The organism is Aeromonas sp. DSM 116730 (genome assembly GCF_046581335.1).
Classification (GTDB): Bacteria; Pseudomonadota; Gammaproteobacteria; order Enterobacterales; family Aeromonadaceae; genus Aeromonas; species Aeromonas rivipollensis.
The window spans coordinates 3,910,938-3,930,836 of the sequence record NZ_CP144265.1 but is presented as its reverse complement, the minus strand read 5'-3'; the positions used below and the strand labels follow the sequence as shown (position 1 = coordinate 3,930,836).

The 19,899-nt window shown below is 61.8% G+C and carries 25 protein-coding genes and 1 pseudogene; 16 read left to right on the top strand and 10 right to left on the bottom strand.

Annotation, left to right across the window (positions count from 1 at the left end; translation table 11 throughout):
- Positions 1 to 204: 204 nt before the first annotated feature.
- Both hupA and Aeroheme_RS18055 read left to right on the top strand, forming a co-directional pair.
- The gene (gene hupA, locus Aeroheme_RS18060; protein WP_005305063.1) at positions 205 to 477 is read left to right on the top strand and encodes a nucleoid-associated protein HU-alpha; all 273 of its coding nucleotides are present in this window, start codon (positions 205 to 207) and stop codon (positions 475 to 477) included.
- Positions 478 to 590: 113 nt separating this feature from the next.
- A complete protein-coding gene (locus Aeroheme_RS18055; RefSeq protein WP_106887789.1) occupies positions 591 to 1,016 on the top strand; it encodes a hypothetical protein in 426 nt (141 codons plus the stop codon).
- 74 nt (positions 1,017 to 1,090) lie between these two features.
- Here the strand turns inward: Aeroheme_RS18055 and Aeroheme_RS18050 are convergent, their stop codons facing one another.
- Positions 1,091 to 1,240, bottom strand: a complete 150-nt coding sequence (locus Aeroheme_RS18050) for a hypothetical protein (RefSeq protein ID WP_106885023.1) — start codon at positions 1,238 to 1,240, stop codon at positions 1,091 to 1,093.
- A 2-nt stretch (positions 1,241 to 1,242) separates the two neighbouring features.
- Positions 1,243 to 2,229 (bottom strand): tRNA dihydrouridine(20/20a) synthase DusA, encoded by a 987-nt coding sequence (gene dusA, locus Aeroheme_RS18045; RefSeq protein ID WP_411166310.1) that lies wholly within the window; start codon positions 2,227 to 2,229, stop codon positions 1,243 to 1,245.
- 136 nt (positions 2,230 to 2,365) lie between these two features.
- On the opposite strand from dusA, the gene zur reads away from it, so the two are divergent.
- Genes zur through Aeroheme_RS18030 form a run of 3 tightly spaced genes read left to right on the top strand, consistent with a single transcriptional unit; the run spans position 2,366 to position 3,508 of the window.
- Positions 2,366 to 2,824 (top strand): zinc uptake transcriptional repressor Zur, encoded by a 459-nt coding sequence (zur, locus tag Aeroheme_RS18040; RefSeq protein ID WP_025325656.1) that lies wholly within the window; start codon positions 2,366 to 2,368, stop codon positions 2,822 to 2,824.
- Positions 2,814 to 3,275, top strand: coding sequence for a chemotaxis protein CheX (locus Aeroheme_RS18035; RefSeq protein WP_025325657.1), 462 nt, complete (start codon positions 2,814 to 2,816; stop codon positions 3,273 to 3,275). The genes zur and Aeroheme_RS18035 overlap by 11 nt, the downstream gene beginning before the upstream one ends.
- Before the next feature lie 5 nt (positions 3,276 to 3,280).
- Positions 3,281 to 3,508: a hypothetical protein gene (locus Aeroheme_RS18030; protein WP_163135628.1), complete on the top strand. Its 228-nt coding sequence runs from the start codon at positions 3,281 to 3,283 to the stop codon at positions 3,506 to 3,508.
- A gap of 87 nt (positions 3,509 to 3,595) precedes the next feature.
- Here the strand turns inward: Aeroheme_RS18030 and brnQ are convergent, their stop codons facing one another.
- Positions 3,596 to 4,858 carry a branched-chain amino acid transport system II carrier protein gene (brnQ, locus tag Aeroheme_RS18025; protein ID WP_234569036.1) on the bottom strand — a complete coding sequence of 421 codons (1,263 nt, stop codon included), beginning with the start codon at positions 4,856 to 4,858 and terminating at the stop codon, positions 3,596 to 3,598.
- Between the two features lie 236 nt (positions 4,859 to 5,094).
- A complete protein-coding gene (locus Aeroheme_RS18020; RefSeq protein ID WP_411166309.1) occupies positions 5,095 to 5,805 on the bottom strand; it encodes a tRNA1(Val) (adenine(37)-N6)-methyltransferase in 711 nt (236 codons plus the stop codon).
- Positions 5,806 to 5,933: 128 nt separating this feature from the next.
- On the opposite strand from Aeroheme_RS18020, the gene srmB reads away from it, so the two are divergent.
- A complete protein-coding gene (srmB, locus tag Aeroheme_RS18015) occupies positions 5,934 to 7,157 on the top strand; it encodes an ATP-dependent RNA helicase SrmB (RefSeq protein ID WP_106885020.1) in 1,224 nt (407 codons plus the stop codon).
- Positions 7,158 to 7,340: 183 nt separating this feature from the next.
- Here srmB and yaaA read toward each other — a convergent pair whose 3' ends face one another.
- From yaaA to tapT, 3 genes are read right to left on the bottom strand one after another with little or no spacing between them, the layout of a single operon-like run.
- A complete protein-coding gene (gene yaaA / locus Aeroheme_RS18010; RefSeq protein ID WP_408782122.1) occupies positions 7,341 to 8,114 on the bottom strand; it encodes a peroxide stress protein YaaA in 774 nt (257 codons plus the stop codon).
- 32 nt (positions 8,115 to 8,146) lie between these two features.
- Positions 8,147 to 9,256: a PilT/PilU family type 4a pilus ATPase gene (locus tag Aeroheme_RS18005; RefSeq protein WP_395949018.1), complete on the bottom strand. Its 1,110-nt coding sequence runs from the start codon at positions 9,254 to 9,256 to the stop codon at positions 8,147 to 8,149.
- Positions 9,257 to 9,282: 26 nt separating this feature from the next.
- Positions 9,283 to 10,317: a type IVa pilus ATPase TapT gene (gene tapT, locus Aeroheme_RS18000; protein ID WP_111912129.1), complete on the bottom strand. Its 1,035-nt coding sequence runs from the start codon at positions 10,315 to 10,317 to the stop codon at positions 9,283 to 9,285.
- 39 nt (positions 10,318 to 10,356) lie between these two features.
- Here tapT and Aeroheme_RS17995 point away from each other — a divergent pair, with 39 nt between their 5' ends.
- From Aeroheme_RS17995 to Aeroheme_RS17975, 5 genes are all read left to right on the top strand, one after another.
- Positions 10,357 to 11,058, top strand: a complete 702-nt coding sequence (locus Aeroheme_RS17995; protein WP_411166308.1) for a YggS family pyridoxal phosphate-dependent enzyme — start codon at positions 10,357 to 10,359, stop codon at positions 11,056 to 11,058.
- An 83-nt stretch (positions 11,059 to 11,141) separates the two neighbouring features.
- Positions 11,142 to 11,966, top strand: coding sequence for a pyrroline-5-carboxylate reductase (proC, locus tag Aeroheme_RS17990; protein ID WP_411166307.1), 825 nt, complete (start codon positions 11,142 to 11,144; stop codon positions 11,964 to 11,966).
- A gap of 23 nt (positions 11,967 to 11,989) precedes the next feature.
- Complete coding sequence (locus Aeroheme_RS17985; protein ID WP_025325667.1) at positions 11,990 to 12,541, top strand: YggT family protein; 552 nt, start codon at positions 11,990 to 11,992, stop codon at positions 12,539 to 12,541.
- Positions 12,541 to 12,849: a DUF167 family protein YggU gene (yggU, locus tag Aeroheme_RS17980; RefSeq protein ID WP_111912133.1), complete on the top strand. Its 309-nt coding sequence runs from the start codon at positions 12,541 to 12,543 to the stop codon at positions 12,847 to 12,849. The genes Aeroheme_RS17985 and yggU overlap by 1 nt, the downstream gene beginning before the upstream one ends.
- A 4-nt stretch (positions 12,850 to 12,853) precedes the next feature.
- Positions 12,854 to 13,273, top strand: coding sequence for a DUF4426 domain-containing protein (locus Aeroheme_RS17975; RefSeq protein WP_025325669.1), 420 nt, complete (start codon positions 12,854 to 12,856; stop codon positions 13,271 to 13,273).
- A 78-nt stretch (positions 13,274 to 13,351) separates the two neighbouring features.
- Here Aeroheme_RS17975 and Aeroheme_RS17970 read toward each other — a convergent pair whose 3' ends face one another.
- The 3 genes from Aeroheme_RS17970 to Aeroheme_RS17960 all read right to left on the bottom strand — a co-directional run bounded on the left by Aeroheme_RS17970 (position 13,352) and on the right by Aeroheme_RS17960 (position 15,098).
- On the bottom strand, positions 13,352 to 14,182 hold the full coding sequence (locus Aeroheme_RS17970) for a CPBP family intramembrane glutamic endopeptidase (RefSeq protein WP_411166306.1): 831 nt from the start codon (positions 14,180 to 14,182) through the stop codon (positions 13,352 to 13,354).
- 194 nt (positions 14,183 to 14,376) lie between these two features.
- Positions 14,377 to 14,673 (bottom strand): hypothetical protein, encoded by a 297-nt coding sequence (locus Aeroheme_RS17965; protein WP_005332293.1) that lies wholly within the window; start codon positions 14,671 to 14,673, stop codon positions 14,377 to 14,379.
- A 50-nt stretch (positions 14,674 to 14,723) separates the two neighbouring features.
- Positions 14,724 to 15,098: a YacL family protein gene (locus Aeroheme_RS17960; RefSeq protein ID WP_025325672.1), complete on the bottom strand. Its 375-nt coding sequence runs from the start codon at positions 15,096 to 15,098 to the stop codon at positions 14,724 to 14,726.
- A gap of 209 nt (positions 15,099 to 15,307) precedes the next feature.
- Between Aeroheme_RS17960 and Aeroheme_RS17955 the strand changes: the two are divergent.
- The 5 genes and pseudogenes from Aeroheme_RS17955 to Aeroheme_RS17935 all read left to right on the top strand — a co-directional run.
- Positions 15,308 to 15,409: pseudogene (locus Aeroheme_RS17955) on the top strand (sugar diacid recognition domain-containing protein); the annotation flags it as partial.
- Positions 15,410 to 15,443: 34 nt separating this feature from the next.
- Positions 15,444 to 16,559, top strand: coding sequence for a sugar diacid recognition domain-containing protein (locus Aeroheme_RS17950; RefSeq protein WP_411166305.1), 1,116 nt, complete (start codon positions 15,444 to 15,446; stop codon positions 16,557 to 16,559).
- A gap of 119 nt (positions 16,560 to 16,678) precedes the next feature.
- Positions 16,679 to 17,941, top strand: coding sequence for a GntP family permease (locus Aeroheme_RS17945; RefSeq protein WP_025325674.1), 1,263 nt, complete (start codon positions 16,679 to 16,681; stop codon positions 17,939 to 17,941).
- A gap of 9 nt (positions 17,942 to 17,950) precedes the next feature.
- Positions 17,951 to 19,084, top strand: a complete 1,134-nt coding sequence (locus Aeroheme_RS17940) for a glycerate kinase (RefSeq protein ID WP_106885011.1) — start codon at positions 17,951 to 17,953, stop codon at positions 19,082 to 19,084.
- A gap of 202 nt (positions 19,085 to 19,286) precedes the next feature.
- A complete protein-coding gene (locus Aeroheme_RS17935; protein ID WP_411166304.1) occupies positions 19,287 to 19,850 on the top strand; it encodes an NnrU family protein in 564 nt (187 codons plus the stop codon).
- Positions 19,851 to 19,899 lie beyond the last annotated feature (49 nt).

Genomic DNA, 19,899 nt, shown 5'->3' with positions numbered 1-19,899 from the left:
CGGGGGTTTGCATACAAGTCTCCGTCGGTTTCTGGTCCCGTGTCGCTTGTCAGGATGACGCAGGGGCGAGATATGTGACTATTTCCGCAGATCTTGATGAAAACCCCAGCATTCAAGCCAATCCGGCTGATAAAGCCTTTGCCTGAGTGTTTTTTTTTGAATAGAGTGGCCCGGTGCTAAATGCCCGATCATAAAGGAAATGTTATGAACAAAGCTCAACTTGTCGATGCAATTGCCGCCAAAGCAGACCTGAGCAAAGCTCAGGCCAAAGTTGCTCTGGAAGAGATCATCAATGGTATTACCCAGAGCCTGAAAGAGGGCGATGCCGTTCAGTTGGTGGGTTTTGGTACCTTCAAGGTCAACCATCGCGCGGGCCGCACCGGTCGCAACCCGCAAACTGGTAAAGAGATCCAGATTGCAGCCGCCAATGTGCCGTCCTTTGTGGCAGGCAAGGCGCTGAAAGACGCCGTCAAGTAATCGCGTAAAGTAATCAAATGAAACCCGGCACCTGCCGGGTTTTTTCTTGCCATCTTCGTTAAAATTTGTTTCAGATACACTCAGGATATGGCATGCGCTGTAGTGAGGTGGATATGGAACAGAAGAATGCCATCCGGCAGGTGGCCGTGCCCTGGGCACCCTCCCGCCAACTTCCCCCCGGCCTGGTTGTGGCCGAACTGCATCAGGATATCTGGAGTGACAATCTGACGGTTGTGTTGGGGCGTGCCCGCAGCATAGATCTGCCGCCGCAGCCGCTGTGCCGGGTCAGTTTCCGCCATATCTTCGCCGTAAGGGTGATGGAGGATTGCGATCTGGCGGAAGGGCGGGACAGCCACGTCATCGAGGAGCAGATCCAGCTGATCACGCCGTCCCGCTTCGCCAGCTGGTTCCATCAGGAGTCCGATGGTCTGCACCTGGACGAGGACTTGCAGCACTATCGCATCTCGACCTGGGATTACTGCGCCGACGTGCTGACCTCCTCCCCTCCGGAATTGCAGTTTGTGGCGCTGGAGGAGTGAGCGGGCGCCACCATCCCGATAAAAAAGCCGGAACATCGCTGTTCCGGCTTTTTCTTGCCTGAGGGCCGACGGGGTCAGCCGAGCAACTGCTCCCTGTGCAGACCGAGCACTATCAGGAGCCCGAGCAGGTAGAAGGCGCTGAGCTTGATGCCGAGGATGGCCAGCATGCCGGCACAGAGGCGAACCAGCGCCTTGTGCAGCCAGGAACCGGTGAAGCGATACATGTTTACTCCACCGACTCGGTCGGGGCGAATTCGGGCACCTTGGCCATGGCATCCAGCACCACCTGGATGCCGGCCCCGGGTTTGCAGGCGTTCTCGCTCAGGTGGCGGCGCCAGGCGCGGGCCCCCTGCATGTTCTGGAACAGGCCCAGCATATGACGGGTCATGTGGGAGAGGTAGTTGCCCTTGGCCAGCTCCTGCTCCATGTAGGGCAGCATCATGCGCACCACTTCGTGGCGGCTCGGCACCTCGCCCCCCAGACCGAATACCCGACTGTCGACCTCGGTCAGGATATAGGGGTTCTGGTACGCCTCGCGCCCCATCATGACCCCGTCCACCTGCTGCAGGTGCTCCAGGGTCTGCTCGAGGGAGTTGACCCCGCCGTTGAGGGCTATGGTCAGCTCGGGATAGTCCTGCTTGACCTGATAGACGCGCGGGTAGTCCAGCGGCGGGATCTCGCGGTTCTCTTTCGGGCTCAGACCGCTCAGCCAGGCCTTGCGGGCGTGGACGATGAAGGTTTCGCAGCCGGCATCGCGCACCTGCTCGATGAAGGCCTGCAAGAATTCGTAGGAGTCCTGATCATCGATGCCGATGCGGGTCTTCACTGTCACCGGAATGCCCACCACATCGCGCATCGCCTTGACGCAGTCGGCCACCAGGGTGGGCTCCCCCATCAGACAGGCGCCGAAACGGCCGTTCTGGACGCGATCGGAGGGGCAACCCACGTTGAGGTTGATCTCGTCATAGCCGCGCTCCTCGGCCAGCTTGGCACAACGGGCCAGGTCCGCCGGATTGCTGCCACCCAGCTGCAGGGCGAGGGGATGTTCCTGCTCGCTGTAACCCAGATAGTCCCCTTTGCCATGGATGATGGCGCCCGTGGTCACCATCTCGGTATAGAGCAGTGTCTGGCGGGTCATCAGACGGTGGAAATAACGGCAATGCCGATCGGTCCAGTCCAGCATGGGGGCGATGGAGAAGCGCTGCGCCTGCATAAAAATCATCCGGGTTGGCAAAATAAGGGGCCGGATTCTACCACAAGGTGAGACAGCCTCAGAAAATGAATTTTGTCGCCGCGCACAGGGGGCCCTGTGATAGTATCCGGCTAATTGACAGGGTATCTGCGTGATCATGAATCAAGACCTACTTCTACAACGAGCGGAACGTCTCTGCGACCAGCGGGGGATCCGTTTCACCCCGACCCGGCGCCAGGTGTTCCGGCTGCTTGCCGCCCATGGCAATGCCATCAGCGCCTACGATCTGCTGGCCCAGTTGCAGCAGACCGAGGCACATGCCAAACCCCCCACCGTCTACCGGGCGCTCGACTTTCTGCTCGAGCAGGGGTTCGCCCACAAGGTGGAGTCGCTCAACGCCTTCATCTTCTGCTGCCACTTTGACCATGCCCACCCCATGCAGCTGCTGATCTGCGATCGCTGCAAGGAGGTGGTGGAGCTGCACGATCCGGCCATCGACAGCGCCTTTTCCGAGCAGGCTCACCAGCATGGTTTTACTATTACCAACAAGACCATAGAGGCCCATGGTCAATGTGCTCGTTGCTCTGACACCCTAGGAAGTGAAGATGAAGGCTGATTTTGTAAACCCGTTCCTGCTCTCCCTGCTCAATGTGCTCTCCACCATGGCACAGCTGGAGCTCAAACCCGGCGCGCCCAAGCGCAAGACGGACGAGCTGGCGCGGGGGGATGTCTCCGGCCTCATCGGCATGGTGGGTCCGCAGACCCGGGGATCGCTCTCCATCAGCTTCGAGAAGGGGCTGGCGCTGGAGATCATGCGCCGCATGCTGGGGGAGGCACCGGCCACCATCAACGAAGAGGTGACCGACATGGTGGGCGAGATCACCAACATGGTGACCGGCGGCGCCAAGCGCATGCTGGGGGAGAAGGGCTATGAGTTCGACATGGCGACCCCCATCATAGTCTCCGGCCCCAATCACACCATCACCCACAGGGCTGACGGTGCCAAGATCATGATGCCGTTCGATTCCGAATACGGCCGTGCCACCATAGAGATCTGCTTCGAGTAACCGCCATGTGGACGATGCTGAAATGGACTGTCATCTGTGGGGTGCTGCTGCTTATCCTGTCGGATATCCAGATCAGCACCTCCCTCTACAAGTACGAAGACAACAGCGTGCAGATCAACTTCCCGCGCTGGCAGAGTGAGCAGCCCTGGGGCAGCCTGCGCTGGCATGCCGGCCAGGTCGAGAGCCACTGGTACGGCCTGGCCGGCAAACCCAAGCCGGCATCCGTGCTCTGAGCACAAACCCGATTTGCCATGCACAGTTGCAAAAATGAAAGAGGCCAGCGAAAGCTGGCCTCTTTTTTATGTCGTTGGGGATTAGGATCAGGCGGCTTCGGCGGCCAGCTTGTCACCACCGCGCACCAGGGTGCCCAGGCCGCAGGCCAGCAGGGTAGGCAGCAACCAGGCCAGGCCCTTGTCGAACAGCGGCAGGAAGGCGAACGCATCCATCTTCATGCCGGCGGCTCCCAGACCGTCCAGGCAGCCGAACAGGAAGGCAACCAGCAGCACGGAGCGGAACACCAGGCGGGGACGCCCGAAGTAACCCTTCAGGAAGGTGACCAGCACCAGGGCCACGGCCACCGGATAGATGGCGACCAGCACAGGGATGGAGAGGCTGATGAGCTGGCTCAGACCGACGTTGGCCACCACGGCACAGACGACACCCAGCAGTACCACCAGCTTCTGGTAGCTCACGCCGGTGAGATTGTGGAAGAAGTCGGAGCAGGCGGAGATAAGGCCCACGGCCGTGGTGAAGCAGGCCAGGGTGATGATGGCTGCCAGGATGAACTGACCCGGCTGGCCGAACAGGCTCAGCACGTAGGCGTTGACGATGGCGCCGCCATTGCTGACGTCGGTGGCGACACCGGCCGCGGTGTTACCCAGCTGGAACAGGGAGACATAGACCACGGACAGGCCGATGGCGGAGATGATGCCGGCGATGGCCAGGTACTTGAACTGGCTCTGATAGTCGTGAATGCCTTTCTTGCGCAGCAGATCGACGATCAGGGCGCCAAACATCAGGGACGCCAGGGTATCCATGGTGTTGTAGCCTTCCAGGATCCCTTTCACCAGGGGGCTGTGCTGATAGTCGCCGGACGCGGCGGGCATGGTGCCCTGCGGCGCGACGAAGACGCCGACGGCCAGGGTCAGCAGCAGCAGCATCAGCACCGGGGTCAGGTATTTGCCGATGGCATCCATCAGCTTGCCCTGATTGAGGGAGACCAGGATGGCGATCCCGAAGAAGACCACGGTGTAGGCGGCCAGACCGGATTGACCCATGTCGCCGAGGAAGGGCTTGAGACCCATCTCGTAGGCCACCAGGCCGGTACGGGGAGCGGCAAAGGCCGGGCCTATGATGATGTAGATGGCGACGGCCAGCGCGGTGGCGACGCCTGTGGGCAGCAACTTGGTCATGCCGGCCCAGCCGTTACCGGCCTTGGCGACGGCGAGAATGGTGATGAGGGGCAGGCCCACGGCGGTCACCAGGAAGCCCAGCATGGCCAGGGAGAGGTGCTCACCCGCCATGTAACCGGCCAGGGGCGGGAAGATGATGTTGCCTGCGCCCAGATAGAAGGCGAAGGTCATGAAGCCCAATCCGAGTACATCGGACAATGTGAGTGATTTCGTCAAGTTCAACCTCGTCTGTCTTGTAAACTATTGCTTGTTATAGTTTTTTATTGGTCAGTGACCGGCGTTGTTCAGGGGTAAAAAAAAGGAGCCCCGCTGCTTTTTTCATCGCCACCAGTGGTTTGAGCTGGTCTTGAGCGGGCGCTCGTTTGCTAGTCAGCATAATGATGTGAAAAAATAGTTCAAGGCGAAATTTACATCTTCAAATAGAAGGGGTGGGTTAGTTGGATGTATCTGTCGGAATAGCCTCCAGCAGTAGAATGGATCACAATTTCACCCTGCTCACACCTGCTTAATCCTCTGCCAAGTAGCAATAAAACGCGATTTGCCTCTTTCCCCTCCCTGGTGATAACAGCTGTATAACAAAGGCTGTACAGATCATAATCTGCCGAGATGCATAAAATTTCATCTGCCATGGCGGTGGGAAACACCAGTGCCAGTCGTCCATTCTGACTCAGCAGACGACGGCTTGCCGCCAGCAGCGCATGGGGATCGAGCGCGCCAGTGTGACGGGCTAGCGCCCTGGCCGGATCGCTAAATACCTGGCCTGCCACGAAATAGGGAGGGTTGGAGACGATGAGATCGTAAGGAGCCGCCTGATAATCCTGAATGGCGCTCTCTATGATGCTGACCCGGGTGGCCCAGGGGGAGGCCGCCACGTTATCCCTGGCCTGGTCCGCTGCATCCTTATCCAGCTCCACCCCGTCGATCCGGCAGTCGTTCGTGCTGCGCTGTGCCAGCATCAGGGCGATCAGGCCGCTGCCGGTGCCGATATCGAGTACCCGGTGCGCCTGTTCGACTGGCGCCCAGGCCCCCAGCAGGATGCCGTCGGTGCCCACCTTCATGGCACAGCGGTCATGGTCGATGTGAAATTGTTTGAAGGTAAAACCGCTGCTACGTCCCATCTGACCCTCGTTGCTCGTCTGCCATGGCGAAAATGGTCGGCGATTATAGCGGCTAAGCCACAGTCGCCATAGGAGCCGGCGGCATAATCGCCTATAATCTGCCGCTTCCTTAATGACCGAGTATTGCCATGAGCCAGTCCTTTGATGATTTCGACCTGAATCCAGCCCTCAACCGGGCCTTGGCCGAGATGGGTTTCACCCGCCCCACCACCATTCAGCAGATGGTGCTGGAGCCAGCCCTGGACGGCCGCGATATTCTGGCATCAGCTCCGACCGGTACCGGCAAGACAGCCGCCTTCCTGCTGCCCGCCATGCAGCACCTGCTGGACTTCCCGCGTCGCAAGCCGGGCCCGTGCCGCATGCTGATCCTGACCCCGACCCGCGAGCTGGCGCTGCAGGTCAGTGCCCATGCCAGGGCGCTGGCGGTGCACACCCACCTCAGCATCGAGACCATCATCGGCGGCGTCAGCCATGAAGAGCAGCTGCCAGCCCTGACCAAGACCACCGACATAGTCGTGGCAACCCCGGGTCGCCTGCTGGAGTACATAGAAAAGGAAGAGTTCGAGAGCCACGACATCGAGGTGCTGGTGCTGGATGAAGCGGACCGCATGCTGGACATGGGCTTCATCAAGGATGTGAACCGGATCGTGGCCGAGGCGCGTTACCGCAAGCACACGATGCTCTTCTCCGCCACCCTGGAAGGGGCCGGTCTCGAGAAGTTCGCGAGCGAGATCCTCAAAGATCCGGTGGAGCTGCATGCAGAGCCGCCCCGCAGCGAGCGCCGCCCCATCACCCAGTGGGTGCACCTGGCCGATGACGCCGCCCACAAGCTGGCGCTGCTGATCCACATTCTGAAGGATCCCCAGACCCAGAAGGCCATCGTCTTCGTCAAGACCCGCGAGCGGCTGGCGGAGCTCTCCGGCCAGTTGCAGGCTGCCGGTGTCTCCTGTGCCTGGATCCGTGGCGAGATGGAGCAGAGCAAGCGCGTCGAGTCGATCCGCAAGTTCCATGAAGGGGAGGTGCCCTTCCTCATCGCCACCGATGTAGCCGCCCGGGGCATCGACCTGCCCAACGTCAGCCACGTCATCAACTACGACATGCCCTACGGCACCGACGTCTACGTCCACCGTATCGGCCGTACCGGTCGTGCCGGCAACCGTGGCTGCGCCATCAGCCTGGTAGAAGCCCACGACATGGCCATGGTGGCCAAGATAGAGCGCTACACCGAGGAGCGCCTCAAGCGCCGGGTGATCGATGAGCTGCGCCCGAGACACAAGGAGGCGCGGGTGCCGGTGAAGAAGAAAAAGCCGAAGGATGGCAAGAAAAAGAGCGCCAAGAAGAAAAAGAAGTAATGCCCAATTGACGCTGCAACGGCCATCCTCGGATGGCCGTTTTGCTGCCTGTCACCCGGGCCTGTGGAGATCAGCGCGCAGAAAAAAGCCGACGCATGAACGTCGGCCAACAAAAAGTGCTTACAACAGAGGATTCATAGGTTCAGACCCGGGGATCCCGAACTTGGTTCCCTCCATTTGTAATTAATTTTCAGCGCGCTTGAACATCAGGGTGCGATCGTCTGATTCTTCTGGCACGAAATAGTAGCCAGCCTCATTGAACCCGGTCAGCTGGGTCACCTCGGTCAGCCTGTGCTTGATGATGTGGCGGGCCATCATGCCGCGGGCCTTCTTGGCGTAGAAGCTGATGATCTTGAACTGGCCATTCTTCTCGTCCTTGAACACCGGAGTCACTATGCGGCCCTTCAGGGCGCCCGGGCGAACCGACTTGAAGTATTCGTCAGACGCCAGATTGATCAGCACCTCGCTGCCCTGTGCGGCCAGCACCTTGTTCAGGTGCTCTGTGATGATGTCACCCCAGAACTGATAGAGATCCTTGCCGCGCTCGTTGTCGAGGCGGATCCCCATCTCCAGCCGGTAGGGCATCATCAGATCCAGCGGTCGCAACACCCCGTAGAGGCCGGACAGCATGCGCAGGTGTGCCTGGGCAAAGTCGAGGTCGGCCTCGCTGAAATCCTCAACGGCCAGTCCGGTGTAGACGTCACCCTTGAAGGCCAGCAGCGCCTGGCGGGCATTGCTCGGGGTGAAATTCGGCTGCCACTGGGCAAAACGGGCGGCGTTGAGTCCCGCCAGCTTGTCGCTGATCTTCATCAGGCTGGCGATCTGATCCGGGGCCAGCTGCCTGGCCCTGTGGATCAGCCGGGCGGAGTGATCCAGCAGCTCGGGCAGGGTGAAACGGGAGGTCACCAGCGGCGACTCGTAATCCAGCGTCTTGGCCGGGGAAACCACAATCAGCATAACTGTCCTTTACTAGCGGTGACGCACGCCCCTCATTCATCCAGGGTCACGTTGTCGAGTGTGCCTGCACCCAGCTGCTCGCGACCCGACAGCTTGATCAGCAGTCGCAGGTCGTTGGCGGAGTCGGCATGGGCAAGGGCCTCACTGTAGCCAATTTGGCCGGCGCAGAACAGGGCGAACAGCGCCTGATCGAAGGTCTGCATGCCGAGTTCGCCGGATTTGGTCATCACCTCCTTGAGCCTGTGCACCTCTCCCTTGCGGACTATGTCGGTGATGAGCGGGGTGTTGAGCAGTATCTCGAAGGCGGCGACACGGCGCTGCCCGTGAAGGGAGGGCAGCAGTTGCTGTGCGACTATGGCGCGCAGGTTGAAGGAGAGATCGAACAGGAACTGGCGATGCTTCTCCTGCGGCACCAGATGGAGGATGCGATCCAGCGCCTGGTTGGCATTGTTGGCGTGCAGGGTGGCGAGACAGAGGTGGCCCGTCTCGGCAAACTGGATGGCCAGCTCCATGGTCTCCTGGGTGCGGATCTCGCCTATGAGGATGACGTCCGGCGCCTGGCGCATGGAATTCTTGAGGGCCACGTTGAATGATTCGGTGTCTATCCCCACCTCCCGCTGGGTCACCAGGCAGCGCCCATGCTGGTGGACGAACTCCACCGGATCCTCCACCGTCAGTATGTGGCCGTCGCCGTGCTGGTTGCGGTAGCCTATCATGGCCGCCTGGGTGGTGGACTTGCCGGCCCCTGTGGCGCCGACGAACAGCACCAGGCCGCGCTTGGCCATGGCGACCTCCTGGAGTATGAGGGGCAGCGTCAGTTCCTCGAAGGTGGGAATGCGGGTCTCGATGCGGCGCAGCACCATGCCCGGCAGATCCTGCTGCCAGAAGGCGCTGACCCGAAATCGCCCCAGCCCCTCGCGGTGAATGGCGTAGTTGGCCTCCCGGGTGTGCAGGTAGCGCTCGAAGTGCGCCTCGTCCAGGCTCTCCCTGACCAGCGCCAGTGCCCCCTGCTTGTCCAGCGGGCTCCCCCCGAGTGGCGCCAGACGCCCGTTGACCTTGAGGGTGGGAGGGGCATCGACAGTGATGAAGAGATCCGAGCCCTTTTGTTCAACCAGTGCAGCGAGCAGAACATCCATGTTCATAGCGACTCCTTGGGTGTGAAAGCGTCTTAAATGCTGTTGGGATCGGCCGCCTTGGCCTTGGCGTCCAGGGCGGCAACCACGCCCCGGTTGACCAGCTGCTTGAGGCTCTGATCCATGGTCTGCATGCCGTGGGTCATCCCGGTCTGGATGATGGAGTAGAGCTGGGCGACCTTGTCTTCCCGGATCAGGTTTCGCACCGCCGGGATTCCCAGCATGATCTCGTGGGCCGCCACCCGGCCGCCGCCGATACGCTTGAGCAGGGTCTGGGAGATGACAGCCCGCAGGGACTCGGAGAGCATGGATCTCACCATGTCCTTCTCCGAGCCGGGGAAGACGTCGATGATCCTGTCTATGGTCTTGGCTGCCGACGAGGTGTGCAGGGTGCCGAACACCAGATGGCCCGTCTCCGCCGCCGTCATGGCCAGGCGTATGGTCTCCAGATCGCGCATTTCCCCCACCAGTATGATGTCCGGATCTTCACGCAGGGCCGAGCGCAGGGCGTTGGCGAAACTCTTGGTGTCGCGATGCACCTCGCGCTGGTTGACCAGGCAGCGCTTGTTCTCGTGCACGAACTCGATGGGATCCTCGATGGTGAGGATGTGGTGGTGGAAGTTGTCGTTGATGTAATCGACCATGGCCGCCAGGGTGGTGGACTTGCCCGAACCGGTCGGGCCCGTGACCAGCACCAGGCCGCGGGGAAACTCCGCTATCTTGCGAAACATCTCCGGCGCCCCCAGATCTTCCAGGGTCAGGACTGTGCTCGGTATGGTACGAAACACGGCGCCAGAGCCCCGGGACTGCTGGAAGGCGTTGACCCGGAAGCGCGCCATGCCGGGCACCTCGAAGGAGAAGTCCACCTCGAAATTCTCCTCCAGCTCCTTGCGCTGGTGGTCGTTCATGATGTCGTAGATGAGGGCGTGCACTTCACGGTGATCCAGGGCGGGCAAATTGATCTTGCGAACCTCCCCATCAACCCTGATCATCGGGGGAACCCCGGCCGAGAGGTGTAGATCCGAGGCCTTATGCTTTACACTGAAAGCCAATAACTCTGTGATATCCATAGATTTATTATTCTCCCATCACAAGATCACGAACGAAATATGAGCCAGATTGCCCAGCACCTGCTTCAGGTAAAGGAACGTATTGTACAGGCCGCCAGGCGAGTTGGCCGTGGCGCCGATCATATCCAGCTGCTTGCGGTCAGCAAGACAAAACCGCTTGAAGACATCCAGGCCGCCTATACCGCCGGTCAGCGCCGCTTTGGCGAATCCTATGCCCAGGAGGCCGCGCTCAAGATAGATACCCTGCGTGAGCAGGCGGCCTGCCAAGACATAGAGTGGCACTTTATCGGCCCGCTGCAATCGAACAAATCCAGGCTGGTGGCGGAGCGATTCGATTGGGTGCAAAGTGTCGATCGTGACAAACTCATCGAGCGCCTCAACAACCAGCGTCCAGCCGGGTTGGCACCGCTAAATGTCTGTCTGCAAATCAATATTAGCGGAGAGAGCAGCAAATCCGGTACGTCGGAGCAAGAGATTTTCCGGCTGGCCGCCCTGGTTGACCAGAGCGAGCGACTGGTGCTGCGTGGCCTGATGGCCATCCCGGAGCACACCAGCGACGAGGCGGTTCTGGCCGCGCAGATGCGGCGCATGCAGGCTCTGTTCACCGAGCTTGCGCAACAATACCCGAGCGTCGACACCCTTTCGATGGGCATGACCGAGGATCTCGAGGCCGCCGTCGCCCATGGCAGCACCATGGTCCGGGTCGGCACCGCCATCTTCGGTGCCCGCGATTATTCATAAACAGAAGCACGGGGTGCAGCCTGCCCTCGCCTTCGTCGGCGCAGGCGAACCGCCGTGTTGGCAGCCAATAACAGGAGTGTTTGATGCAACATAGAACCCTCGCCTTCATCGGGGCGGGAAACATGAGCCGCAGCATCATTGCCGGTCTGATCCAGGCCGGTTATCCGGCCGAACGGATCACCGCCGCCAATCCCAGCCGGCCCAAGCTGGACCAGCTGGCTGACCAGTTCGGCATCCGCATCACCCAGAACAACGCCGAGGCGGCCCGTGAGGCCGAGGTCATAGTGCTGGCGGTCAAACCCCAGCTGATGGCGGCCATGCTGGAGGCGCTGGTGGCCGAGCTGGGCTCCCTTGAAGGCAAGCTGCTCGTCTCCATCGCCGCCGGCATCAAGGTCGAGCGGTTGCAGGAGATGGTGGGGGGACATGCCCGCATCATCCGCACCATGCCCAATACTCCTTCCCTGCTGGGATTGGGGATGACGGGCCTCTATGCCCCGACCGGCATAGCGCAGGTGGATCGCGACTTCGCCGAGCAGATGATGCAGGCCGTCGGCAAGACCCTCTGGGTCGCGCAGGAGAGCGGCATCAACGGCGTCATCGCCGCGGCGGGCAGTGCCCCGGCCTACTTCTTCCTGTTCATGCAGGGGATTGCCGAGGAGGCAGAAGCCATGGGCTTCACTCCCGAGCAGGCCCGTCTGCTGGTGCAGCAGACCGCCCTGGGCGCCGCCGCCATGGTGGAGCAGAACCCCGAGCTCTCCCTGCAGGTCCTGCGCGAGCAGGTCACCAGCAAGGGCGGCACCACGGCCGAGGCCGTCAAGACATTCCAGGAGCAGGGGCTGAAGCCGCTGACCGCTCGTGCCATGCAGGCGGCCGTCACCCGGGCCGCCGAGATGGAAACCCTTTTCTGAACCTTTTGTAGCAAGGAGCCCGGATGAACACGGCTTACTTTTTGATTAACACGATTTTTGATCTCTACCTCATGGTGGTGCTGCTGCGAGTCTGGTTGCAGTGGGCCCGCGCCGATTTCTACAACCCCATGAGCCAGATGGTGGTCAAGGTGACCAACCCCCTGGTGATCCCGCTGCGCCGCATCATCCCCGGCTTCGGCGGGCTGGATATGGCCTCGGTGTTGCTGGCGCTCATCATCGCCTTCGCCAAGCTGGCGCTGCTCAAGAGCATGAACGTGCTGCTGACCGACTGGCTGACCCTCAGCCTGTTTGCCGTGCTTACCATTCTGAAGAAGACAGGCTCGATGATCTTCTGGGTGCTGCTGATCCGCGCCATCCTGAGCTGGGTCAGCCAGGGTCGCAACCCCATCGAGTACGTGATGCATCAGCTGACCGAACCCTTCCTGGCTCCTATCCGCCGCATACTGCCGGCGCTGGGTGGCCTGGATCTCTCCGTGCTGGTCGCCTTCATCGCGCTGCAGGCCATAAACTATCTGTTGGGGGATCTGTTCGGTCAGCTGTGGTGGATGATCTGATGCCAGCCGTCCTGCTGGAAGGGGACGCGCTGATACTGCACCTGATGATCCAGCCCAAGGCGAGCCGGGATCAGATCGTCGGCTTGCACGGGGACGAGCTGAAAGTGGCCATCACGGCGCCGCCGGTGGATGGTCAGGCGAACAGCCATCTGATCAAGTATCTAGCCAAGCAGTGCAAGGTGGCCAAGGGGCAGGTCCGCATAGTGCGGGGGGAGCTGGGACGGCACAAGACGGTCGCCATAGAGGCACCGAGGCAGATCCCCGCCGAGATCGCCGCCCTGCTGGAGAGTGGAACAGGAGAAGGATGACATCATGAAAACAGTCTGGATGAGCTGCCTGCTGGCGCTCTTGATGACGCTGCCGGTGCGGGCCGAGCAGATGAAGGAGCTGGGCCCCTGGCAGGTTCACTACAGCGCCTTCAACTCCAGCTTCCTCACCCCTGAGGTGGCCAAGGCCTATGGCCTGGAGCGCAGCCGCTACAACGGCATCGTCAACATTGCGGTGCAGAACAAGCAAGGGGTGGCTCAGGCGGTGGGCATCAGCGGCGAGGCCAAGAACCTCACCGGCACCATACGTACCCTGAGCTTCCAGGAGGTGAAGGAGGGTGACTCCATTTACTACCTGGCGGTGCTGCCCTACCGGAACGAGGACACCTACCAGTTTACCCTGAAGATCATGGGGGAGGGGCAGCAGCAGACGCTGACCTTCCAGCAGACCTTCTACGTCGACTAGCTGTCCGGATGCGATGAAAATGCCCCGAACCCTCAGGTTCGGGGCATTTTTTTATCCGGCGAGAGCCTGCCTCCGCATTTAGCGGCTGGCCAGCGGGTAGGTGAACAGGGCCAAGTGGGCGAAGTTGAACAGGAAGTGCAGCAGTATGGCGACGCTCAGGCGGCCGCTGAGCTGGAATGCCAGGCCGTAGCATGCTCCCGCCAGGGCGGCAAACAGCACCAGCAGCGGACCACCGGCCAGGTGCGCGGATCCGAACAGCAGGCTGGCGACCAGGAGACCGAGCCAGGGCTTGCTGCGACTCGCCACCCCTTGCTGGATCAGGCCGCGAAACAGCGCCTCTTCCGCCACGCAGGTGAACAGCAGGTTGTTGAAGGCGAACAGCCACCACCAGTGGGGCAGCCCCACTTCGGGCTTGAGGGCCCCCAGCAGCCAGGCGGTGATCAGCAGGGCCGCCAGCGGCAGTATGAGCAGGGTCAGCGGTCGCCAGCGCATCGCGCCGCCCGGGCCGAGCAGGGCGGGCCAGGCTAGCAGCAGGCCGAAGAAGATGAGCGGCTTGTCCAGATTCAGGTAGAGGGTGAAAGGGACGCTGGCGGGGCCGGCCTGTACCCGATCCAGCACCTTGAGGTTGTCAAAGCCAGGCACCAGGTGCAGCGTCAGGGCCATGGCCCACAGCAGCACCAGCGTCAGTGCGACGCCACGCCAGGGTTGGGGCAGGCGGGGCCTGCGCCAGGCCAGCAAGAGACCGGCCAGGCTGACCAGTGCGGCGACGGGGCTGAGTCGTTCCAGCCAGAGGGCGGTCAGCAGGGCGACCCCCAGCAGGATCAGACCGCTCCTCTGCTTGCGGGCCAGGCAGAGCAGCACGGCCAGTCCCAGAGCGAGCCAGATGAGGGTGTCAGGGAGTGGTAACATTGAGTCTCCTTGTGGGTTCCAAGGGGCGCACCTTAACCAGCCTCTGTCTCTCGCACAAGGCGCAATGGACTGGTCGGAGCCCTGGCGTGCTCCTTCTTGCCGATGGTTCTGGCCGGTCTGGACAATAAAAAAGCCGGAGCAAAGGCTCCGGCTTTGGGGTAGATGGTGGCCCGGATGAAGGGGCCCAAGCCAGATTAACGGCCGGATTCGGCGATGACGCGGGCTATGATGTCGGCGCGCTTGGTCGCTTCCAGCTCGCCCAGGGCGATGAGGCCGGCCTTGAAGATGACGTTCTTCGGCAGGCTGACGTCGTCCAGGGTGGTGATGGCTTCGACGTGCAGACCGTTCAGGCGGCTGGCATCGCGCGGGCTCAGGTTGACCTGGGTATTCATCACCTGCTTGCCTTTCTTCTTGGCAGGCACGGCGGCTTTCTGGCTGGATTCCTGTTCTTCGTCTTCCGGCAGTTCGTCATCAAAATCGTAAATGGACATAGTAAATCCTGTTGGGTTGCAAGGGGCATGCTCGCCCGAAATGTGGGTATTCAGCCCATATCCTCGTTGCGGATAAAGGCGCGCCAGGAGCCGAGCACCTGGGCAAAGTCTTCCAGTCCGCACATGGCCAGCTGCTCATCATCGTAGTAGGCGAGATCGTCGAGATCCTCATCCAGCTCGATATTGAGGACGTTGGCTTTCACCTCGGCCTCCTCAGGGGTGAGCAGCAGCGAATAGTCACCGCCGTGACGCCTGTACTCCGTGCGGGTTCGATTGGAGAGCTGGTCGATGATGGAGAAGAGCTCGTCGAGGGTCTCCTCATCCTTGCCAACTTCATCGATCAGCCACTGACCTATGGCCTCATGGCCCATGGAGAACCGGGCGCGATAGCCACCGAACGGGTCGCGGCGAAATTCATAGTCCATAGCGGAGTCCCTATCGGAAGGGTGGAGCCACCACAACACGGAGCGGCGTGACGCCGGATCCATGATCCAGGGTGGGGCACAGATAGCGTAAAGTGGCCTATTCTAGCGATCCCCCCCGCGCTTGTCTTGATGATGTGGGATCTTTAACGGGTCTATCCCCCAGATCCAGGCCACCCGGGGACCCTGTCAACGAATGGTATGGAGAGGCAATGCAGCTCAATGACACCCTTGCCCGTCAGATAGTGAGCCGGGCGAAGAAGATATTGTCGTTCTCGGTCAAGGTGATGGACGAAAGGGGCCTTATCATCGCCTCCGGCAACCCTCTGCTATCTATCCGGAGATGTTATGCAGCTCAATGACACCCTTGCTCGTCAGATAGTGAGCCGGGCGATGAAGATACTGTCGTTCTCGGTCAACGTGATGGACGAGCGCGGCCTTATCATCGCCTCCGGCAACCCGGAGCGGCTCCATCAACGTCACGAGGGGGCCGTGCTGGCGCTGACCGAGAATCGGGTGGTGGAGATAAGCGAAGCGACCGCCCAGCAGCTCAAGGGGGTGAGGCCCGGCATCAACCTGCCCATCGCCTATCAGGGGGAGTTGCTCGGGGTCATCGGCATCTCGGGGGATCCGGAGGAAGTGCGTGCTTACGCCGAGCTGGTGCGGATGACGGCCGAGCTCATTCTGGAGCAGGCGGCGCTCACCGAGCAGTTGCAGTGGGACAAGCGCCACAAGGAGGAGCTGGTGCTGCAGCTCATCCGCGGCGAGGGGCGGGCCGATCAGTTGCAGCAGGCGGCCCACTTCCTCGATCTCGATCTGGCCCAGCCTCGCGTCGTCGCCGTGCTGGCGCTGGAGGAGGCGGATCCCGCCCGGCTGCGGGAGCTGGTGCACTTGCTGGAGAATCCGGAGCGGGACAACCTGGTGGCCATCAACGGCCTGGACGAGATAGTGGTGCTCAAGCCGGCCCAGCTCAGCGACGGCATCTGGCAATCGGCGCAGGAGCGCAGTCGCATCAAGCAGCTGCTGGCCCGCATACCCCATTTCAAGGTGCGCATCGGGGTGGGTGATTACTTCGCCGGTACGGGCGGATTGGCGCGCTCCTACCAGACCGCCCGCGACACCCTGCGCCGAGGCATGAGCCAGGCGCCGCGCAAGCAGGCCTACTTCTTCGAGGATTACCGCCTGCCGGTGTTGCTCGGGAGCCTGGCGGACTCCTGGCAGGCGGATCAGCTGCGGGCCCCCCTGCTCAGGCTGGCAAAGGAGGATGCAAAGGGAACGCTGCAAAAGACACTGCGCCAATATTTCTTGCAGGATTGTGATCTGCATCCCTGTGCCGAAACGCTCTTCATCCACCCCAATACCCTGCGCTATCGCCTGACCCGGATAGAGCAGATAACGGGTTTAAGTTTCAACAAGTTAGATGACAAGTTCCTGCTCTATCTCGGGCTCAATCTCGACGGCTGATTTGTTCATGTGAACAAAAATAAAGGCTCCTGAAGCACAAGCTTTGGCTTTTCAACCAAAGCATTCCGGACGGGGATCACCATAATGGCCACCACTTACTTCCACTCAAGGTGCCCGTCATGATCCCTGTATCCGCGCTCGGTGCTCTCGCTGCGCTCTCCATCGCCATCTTCCTCATTCTGAAGAAGGTGCCGCCCGCCTACGGCATGATAGTCGGTGCCCTGGCCGGTGGCCTGATCGGCGGCGCCGACCTGACCCAGACCGTCGCCCTGATGATCGGCGGCGCCCAGGGGATCACCACGGCCGTGATGCGGATCCTGGCGGCCGGTGTGCTGGCAGGCGTCTTGATCGAATCGGGGGCCGCCACCACAATCGCCGAGACCATAGTCCGCAAGCTCGGCGAGACCCGTGCCCTGCTGGCGCTGGCGCTGGCCACCCTGATCCTGACCGCGGTCGGCGTCTTCGTGGACGTGGCCGTCATCACTGTCGCCCCCATAGCGCTTGCCATCGCCCGTCGCGCCGATCTCTCCAAGGCCGCCATACTGCTGGCCATGATAGGGGGCGGCAAGGCGGGCAACGTCATGTCCCCCAACCCGAATGCCATAGCCGCGTCCGACGCCTTCCATCTGCCCCTCACCTCAGTGATGGCGGCTGGCATCATCCCGGGCCTGTTCGGTCTGGTGATGGCCTACTGGCTCGCCAAGCGCCTCAACAAACGGGGCAGCAAGGTCGCGGCCGACGAGGTGGTGAACTTTGACGGTGGCAAGCTGCCCGGCTTCTTCGCCGCCATCAGCGCCCCCCTGGTCGCCATACTGCTGCTGGCCCTGCGCCCTGTGGCCGGCATAGTCGTGGATCCCCTCATCGCCCTGCCCCTCGGCGGCCTGGTCGGCGCCCTGATGATGGGCAAGTTCAGCAAGGTGAACCAGTTTGCCGTCTCCGGCCTCGCTCGTATGGCGCCGGTCGCCATCATGCTGCTGGGGACGGGTACCCTGGCGGGCATCATAGCCAACTCGGGTCTGAAGGATGTGCTGATCAGCGGCCTGACCGCCTCCGGCTTGCCCTCCTACCTGCTGGCCCCCATCTCAGGTGCCCTGATGTCGCTGGCGACCGCCTCGACCACGGCCGGTACAGTGGTGGCCTCCAACGTGTTCAGCTCCACCCTGATCGAGCTGGGTATCAGCAGTCTGGCGGGGGCCGCCATGATCCATGCCGGAGCCACCGTATTTGACCACATGCCCCACGGCTCCTTCTTCCATGCCACCGGTGGCAGCGTCCACATGGGGGTGGGTGAGCGCCTCAAGCTCATCCCGTACGAAACCGCGGTCGGTCTGACCATTGCAACTGTCTCCACCCTGATGTTTGGCGTGTTTGGCCTCGCCTAAGGAATTGATATGAAAATTGTTATTGCCCCCGATTCATTCAAGGAGAGTCTGAGCGCCATGGCGGTGGCCGATGCCATCGAGGCCGGTTTCAAGCTGGTGCTGCCGGATGCCACCTATGTCAAATTGCCCATGGCTGATGGCGGCGAGGGCACAGTGCAGTCCCTGGTGGATGCCACAGGTGGTCACATACTGCCGGTCGAGGTGACCGCGCCCCTTGGCAACAAGGTGCAGGGTTTCGTCGGTCTACTGGGTGATGGCAAGCGTGCCGTCATCGAGATGGCGGCGGCCTCCGGTATCCATCTGGTGGCACCGGAGCAGCGCAATCCGCTGCTCACCTCCAGCTTCGGCACTGGCGAGCTGATCCTGGCCGCGCTGGAGATGGGGGTCACTCACCTCATCCTCGGCATCGGTGGCAGTGCCACCAACGACGGCGGTGCCGGCATGATCCAGGCGCTCGGCGGCAAACTCTTGAAAGAAGATGGCACCCCCATAGCCCTGGGTGGTGCAGGTCTCGCCGAGCTTGCCACCATAGATCTGAGCGGGCTGGATCCTCGCCTGACCGGCCTCACCATCGAGGTGGCCTGCGATGTGAACAACCCGCTGTGCGGCCCGAAAGGCGCCTCCGCCGTGTTCGGCCCGCAGAAGGGGGCGACCCCCGAGATGGTGGCCCAGCTGGACGCCAATCTGGCCCACTACGCCGACTGCATCGAGCAGGCCCTCGGCAAGCAGGTGAAGGAACTGCCGGGGGCGGGCGCCGCCGGTGGCATGGGCGCCGCCCTGGTCGGCCTGCTCGGGGCCGAGCTCAAGCCCGGCATCCAGATAGTGATCGAAGCCTTGAAGCTGGCCGATGAAGTAGCCGACGCGGATCTCGTCATCACAGGGGAAGGGCGCATCGACAGCCAGACTATCCACGGCAAGACGCCAATCGGTGTCGCACGCTGCGCCAAGCAGTTTGGCAAGCCGGTGATCGGCATCGCCGGCTGCCTCACCGACGATTGCGGCGTTGTCCATGACCATGGCATCGACGCCGTGTTCGCCGTGGTCAACCGGGCCATGTCCCTGCCGGAGGCGATCGCAACCGCCACCACCAACCTGCAGCTCACGGCTCGCAACGTCGCCGCCCTCTATCTGCTGCGTCGTTAACCCTCTTCTGGCCGGTGCCCGTCACCGGCCACACCCAGCCCCGTGTAGCGGATGTGGTTGCTCGCCTGAGGGCGGACCCTCTGACGCACCTTGCCGATCCCAGGATCGGCTTTTTTATTATCCTGCTGTCTTTTATATGGTTTTTGTATTCTGCCAGGGGCCTTTGCGGCATAGTGATCCCCCATAGTACAAGGAGCAACCCATGATCTTGCTGACCCTGGGGGTACTGCTATTTACCCTGATCCATCTCTATCCCTGCTTCGCCGCAGCGCACCGTGCCCGAATGCGCGATCGGCTGGGGGAGAACCGCTACAAGGGACTCTTCTCGCTGCTGGTGTTCGTCGCCATCGGCTGCATCCTCGCCGGCTGGCGCAGCGCCAGCCCTATGCCGCTCTACTTCCCGCCCGCCTGGGGGCCCATGCTGGTGATGGCGTTTATGCCGGTTGCGCTGATCCTGCTGTGCGCAGGGCAGGGGGCCAACCACCTGAGGCGGTGGCTGGTACACCCCCAACTGCTCGGCACCCTGCTCTGGGCCTGCGCCCATATGGCGGTCAACAGCGAGGCACGCTCCCTGGTGCTGTTCGGGGGGCTAGGCGCCTGGGCGCTGGTCAGCATCGTCTGGATTTCGGTGCGGGACTGGCGCACCAAGCCGAGACCGGCGGCCACCTGGCAGGGGACGGGGATCAGCGTGGGCGCCGGTCTGGCGCTCACGGCCCTGCTCATCTTCTGGGGCCACGGCTGGTTGACCGGGATCCCGCTGCACTGATCTCTGAACCTTGTTCGGGGTTCTCGCGTATGATGGAGAAAACCCGAGG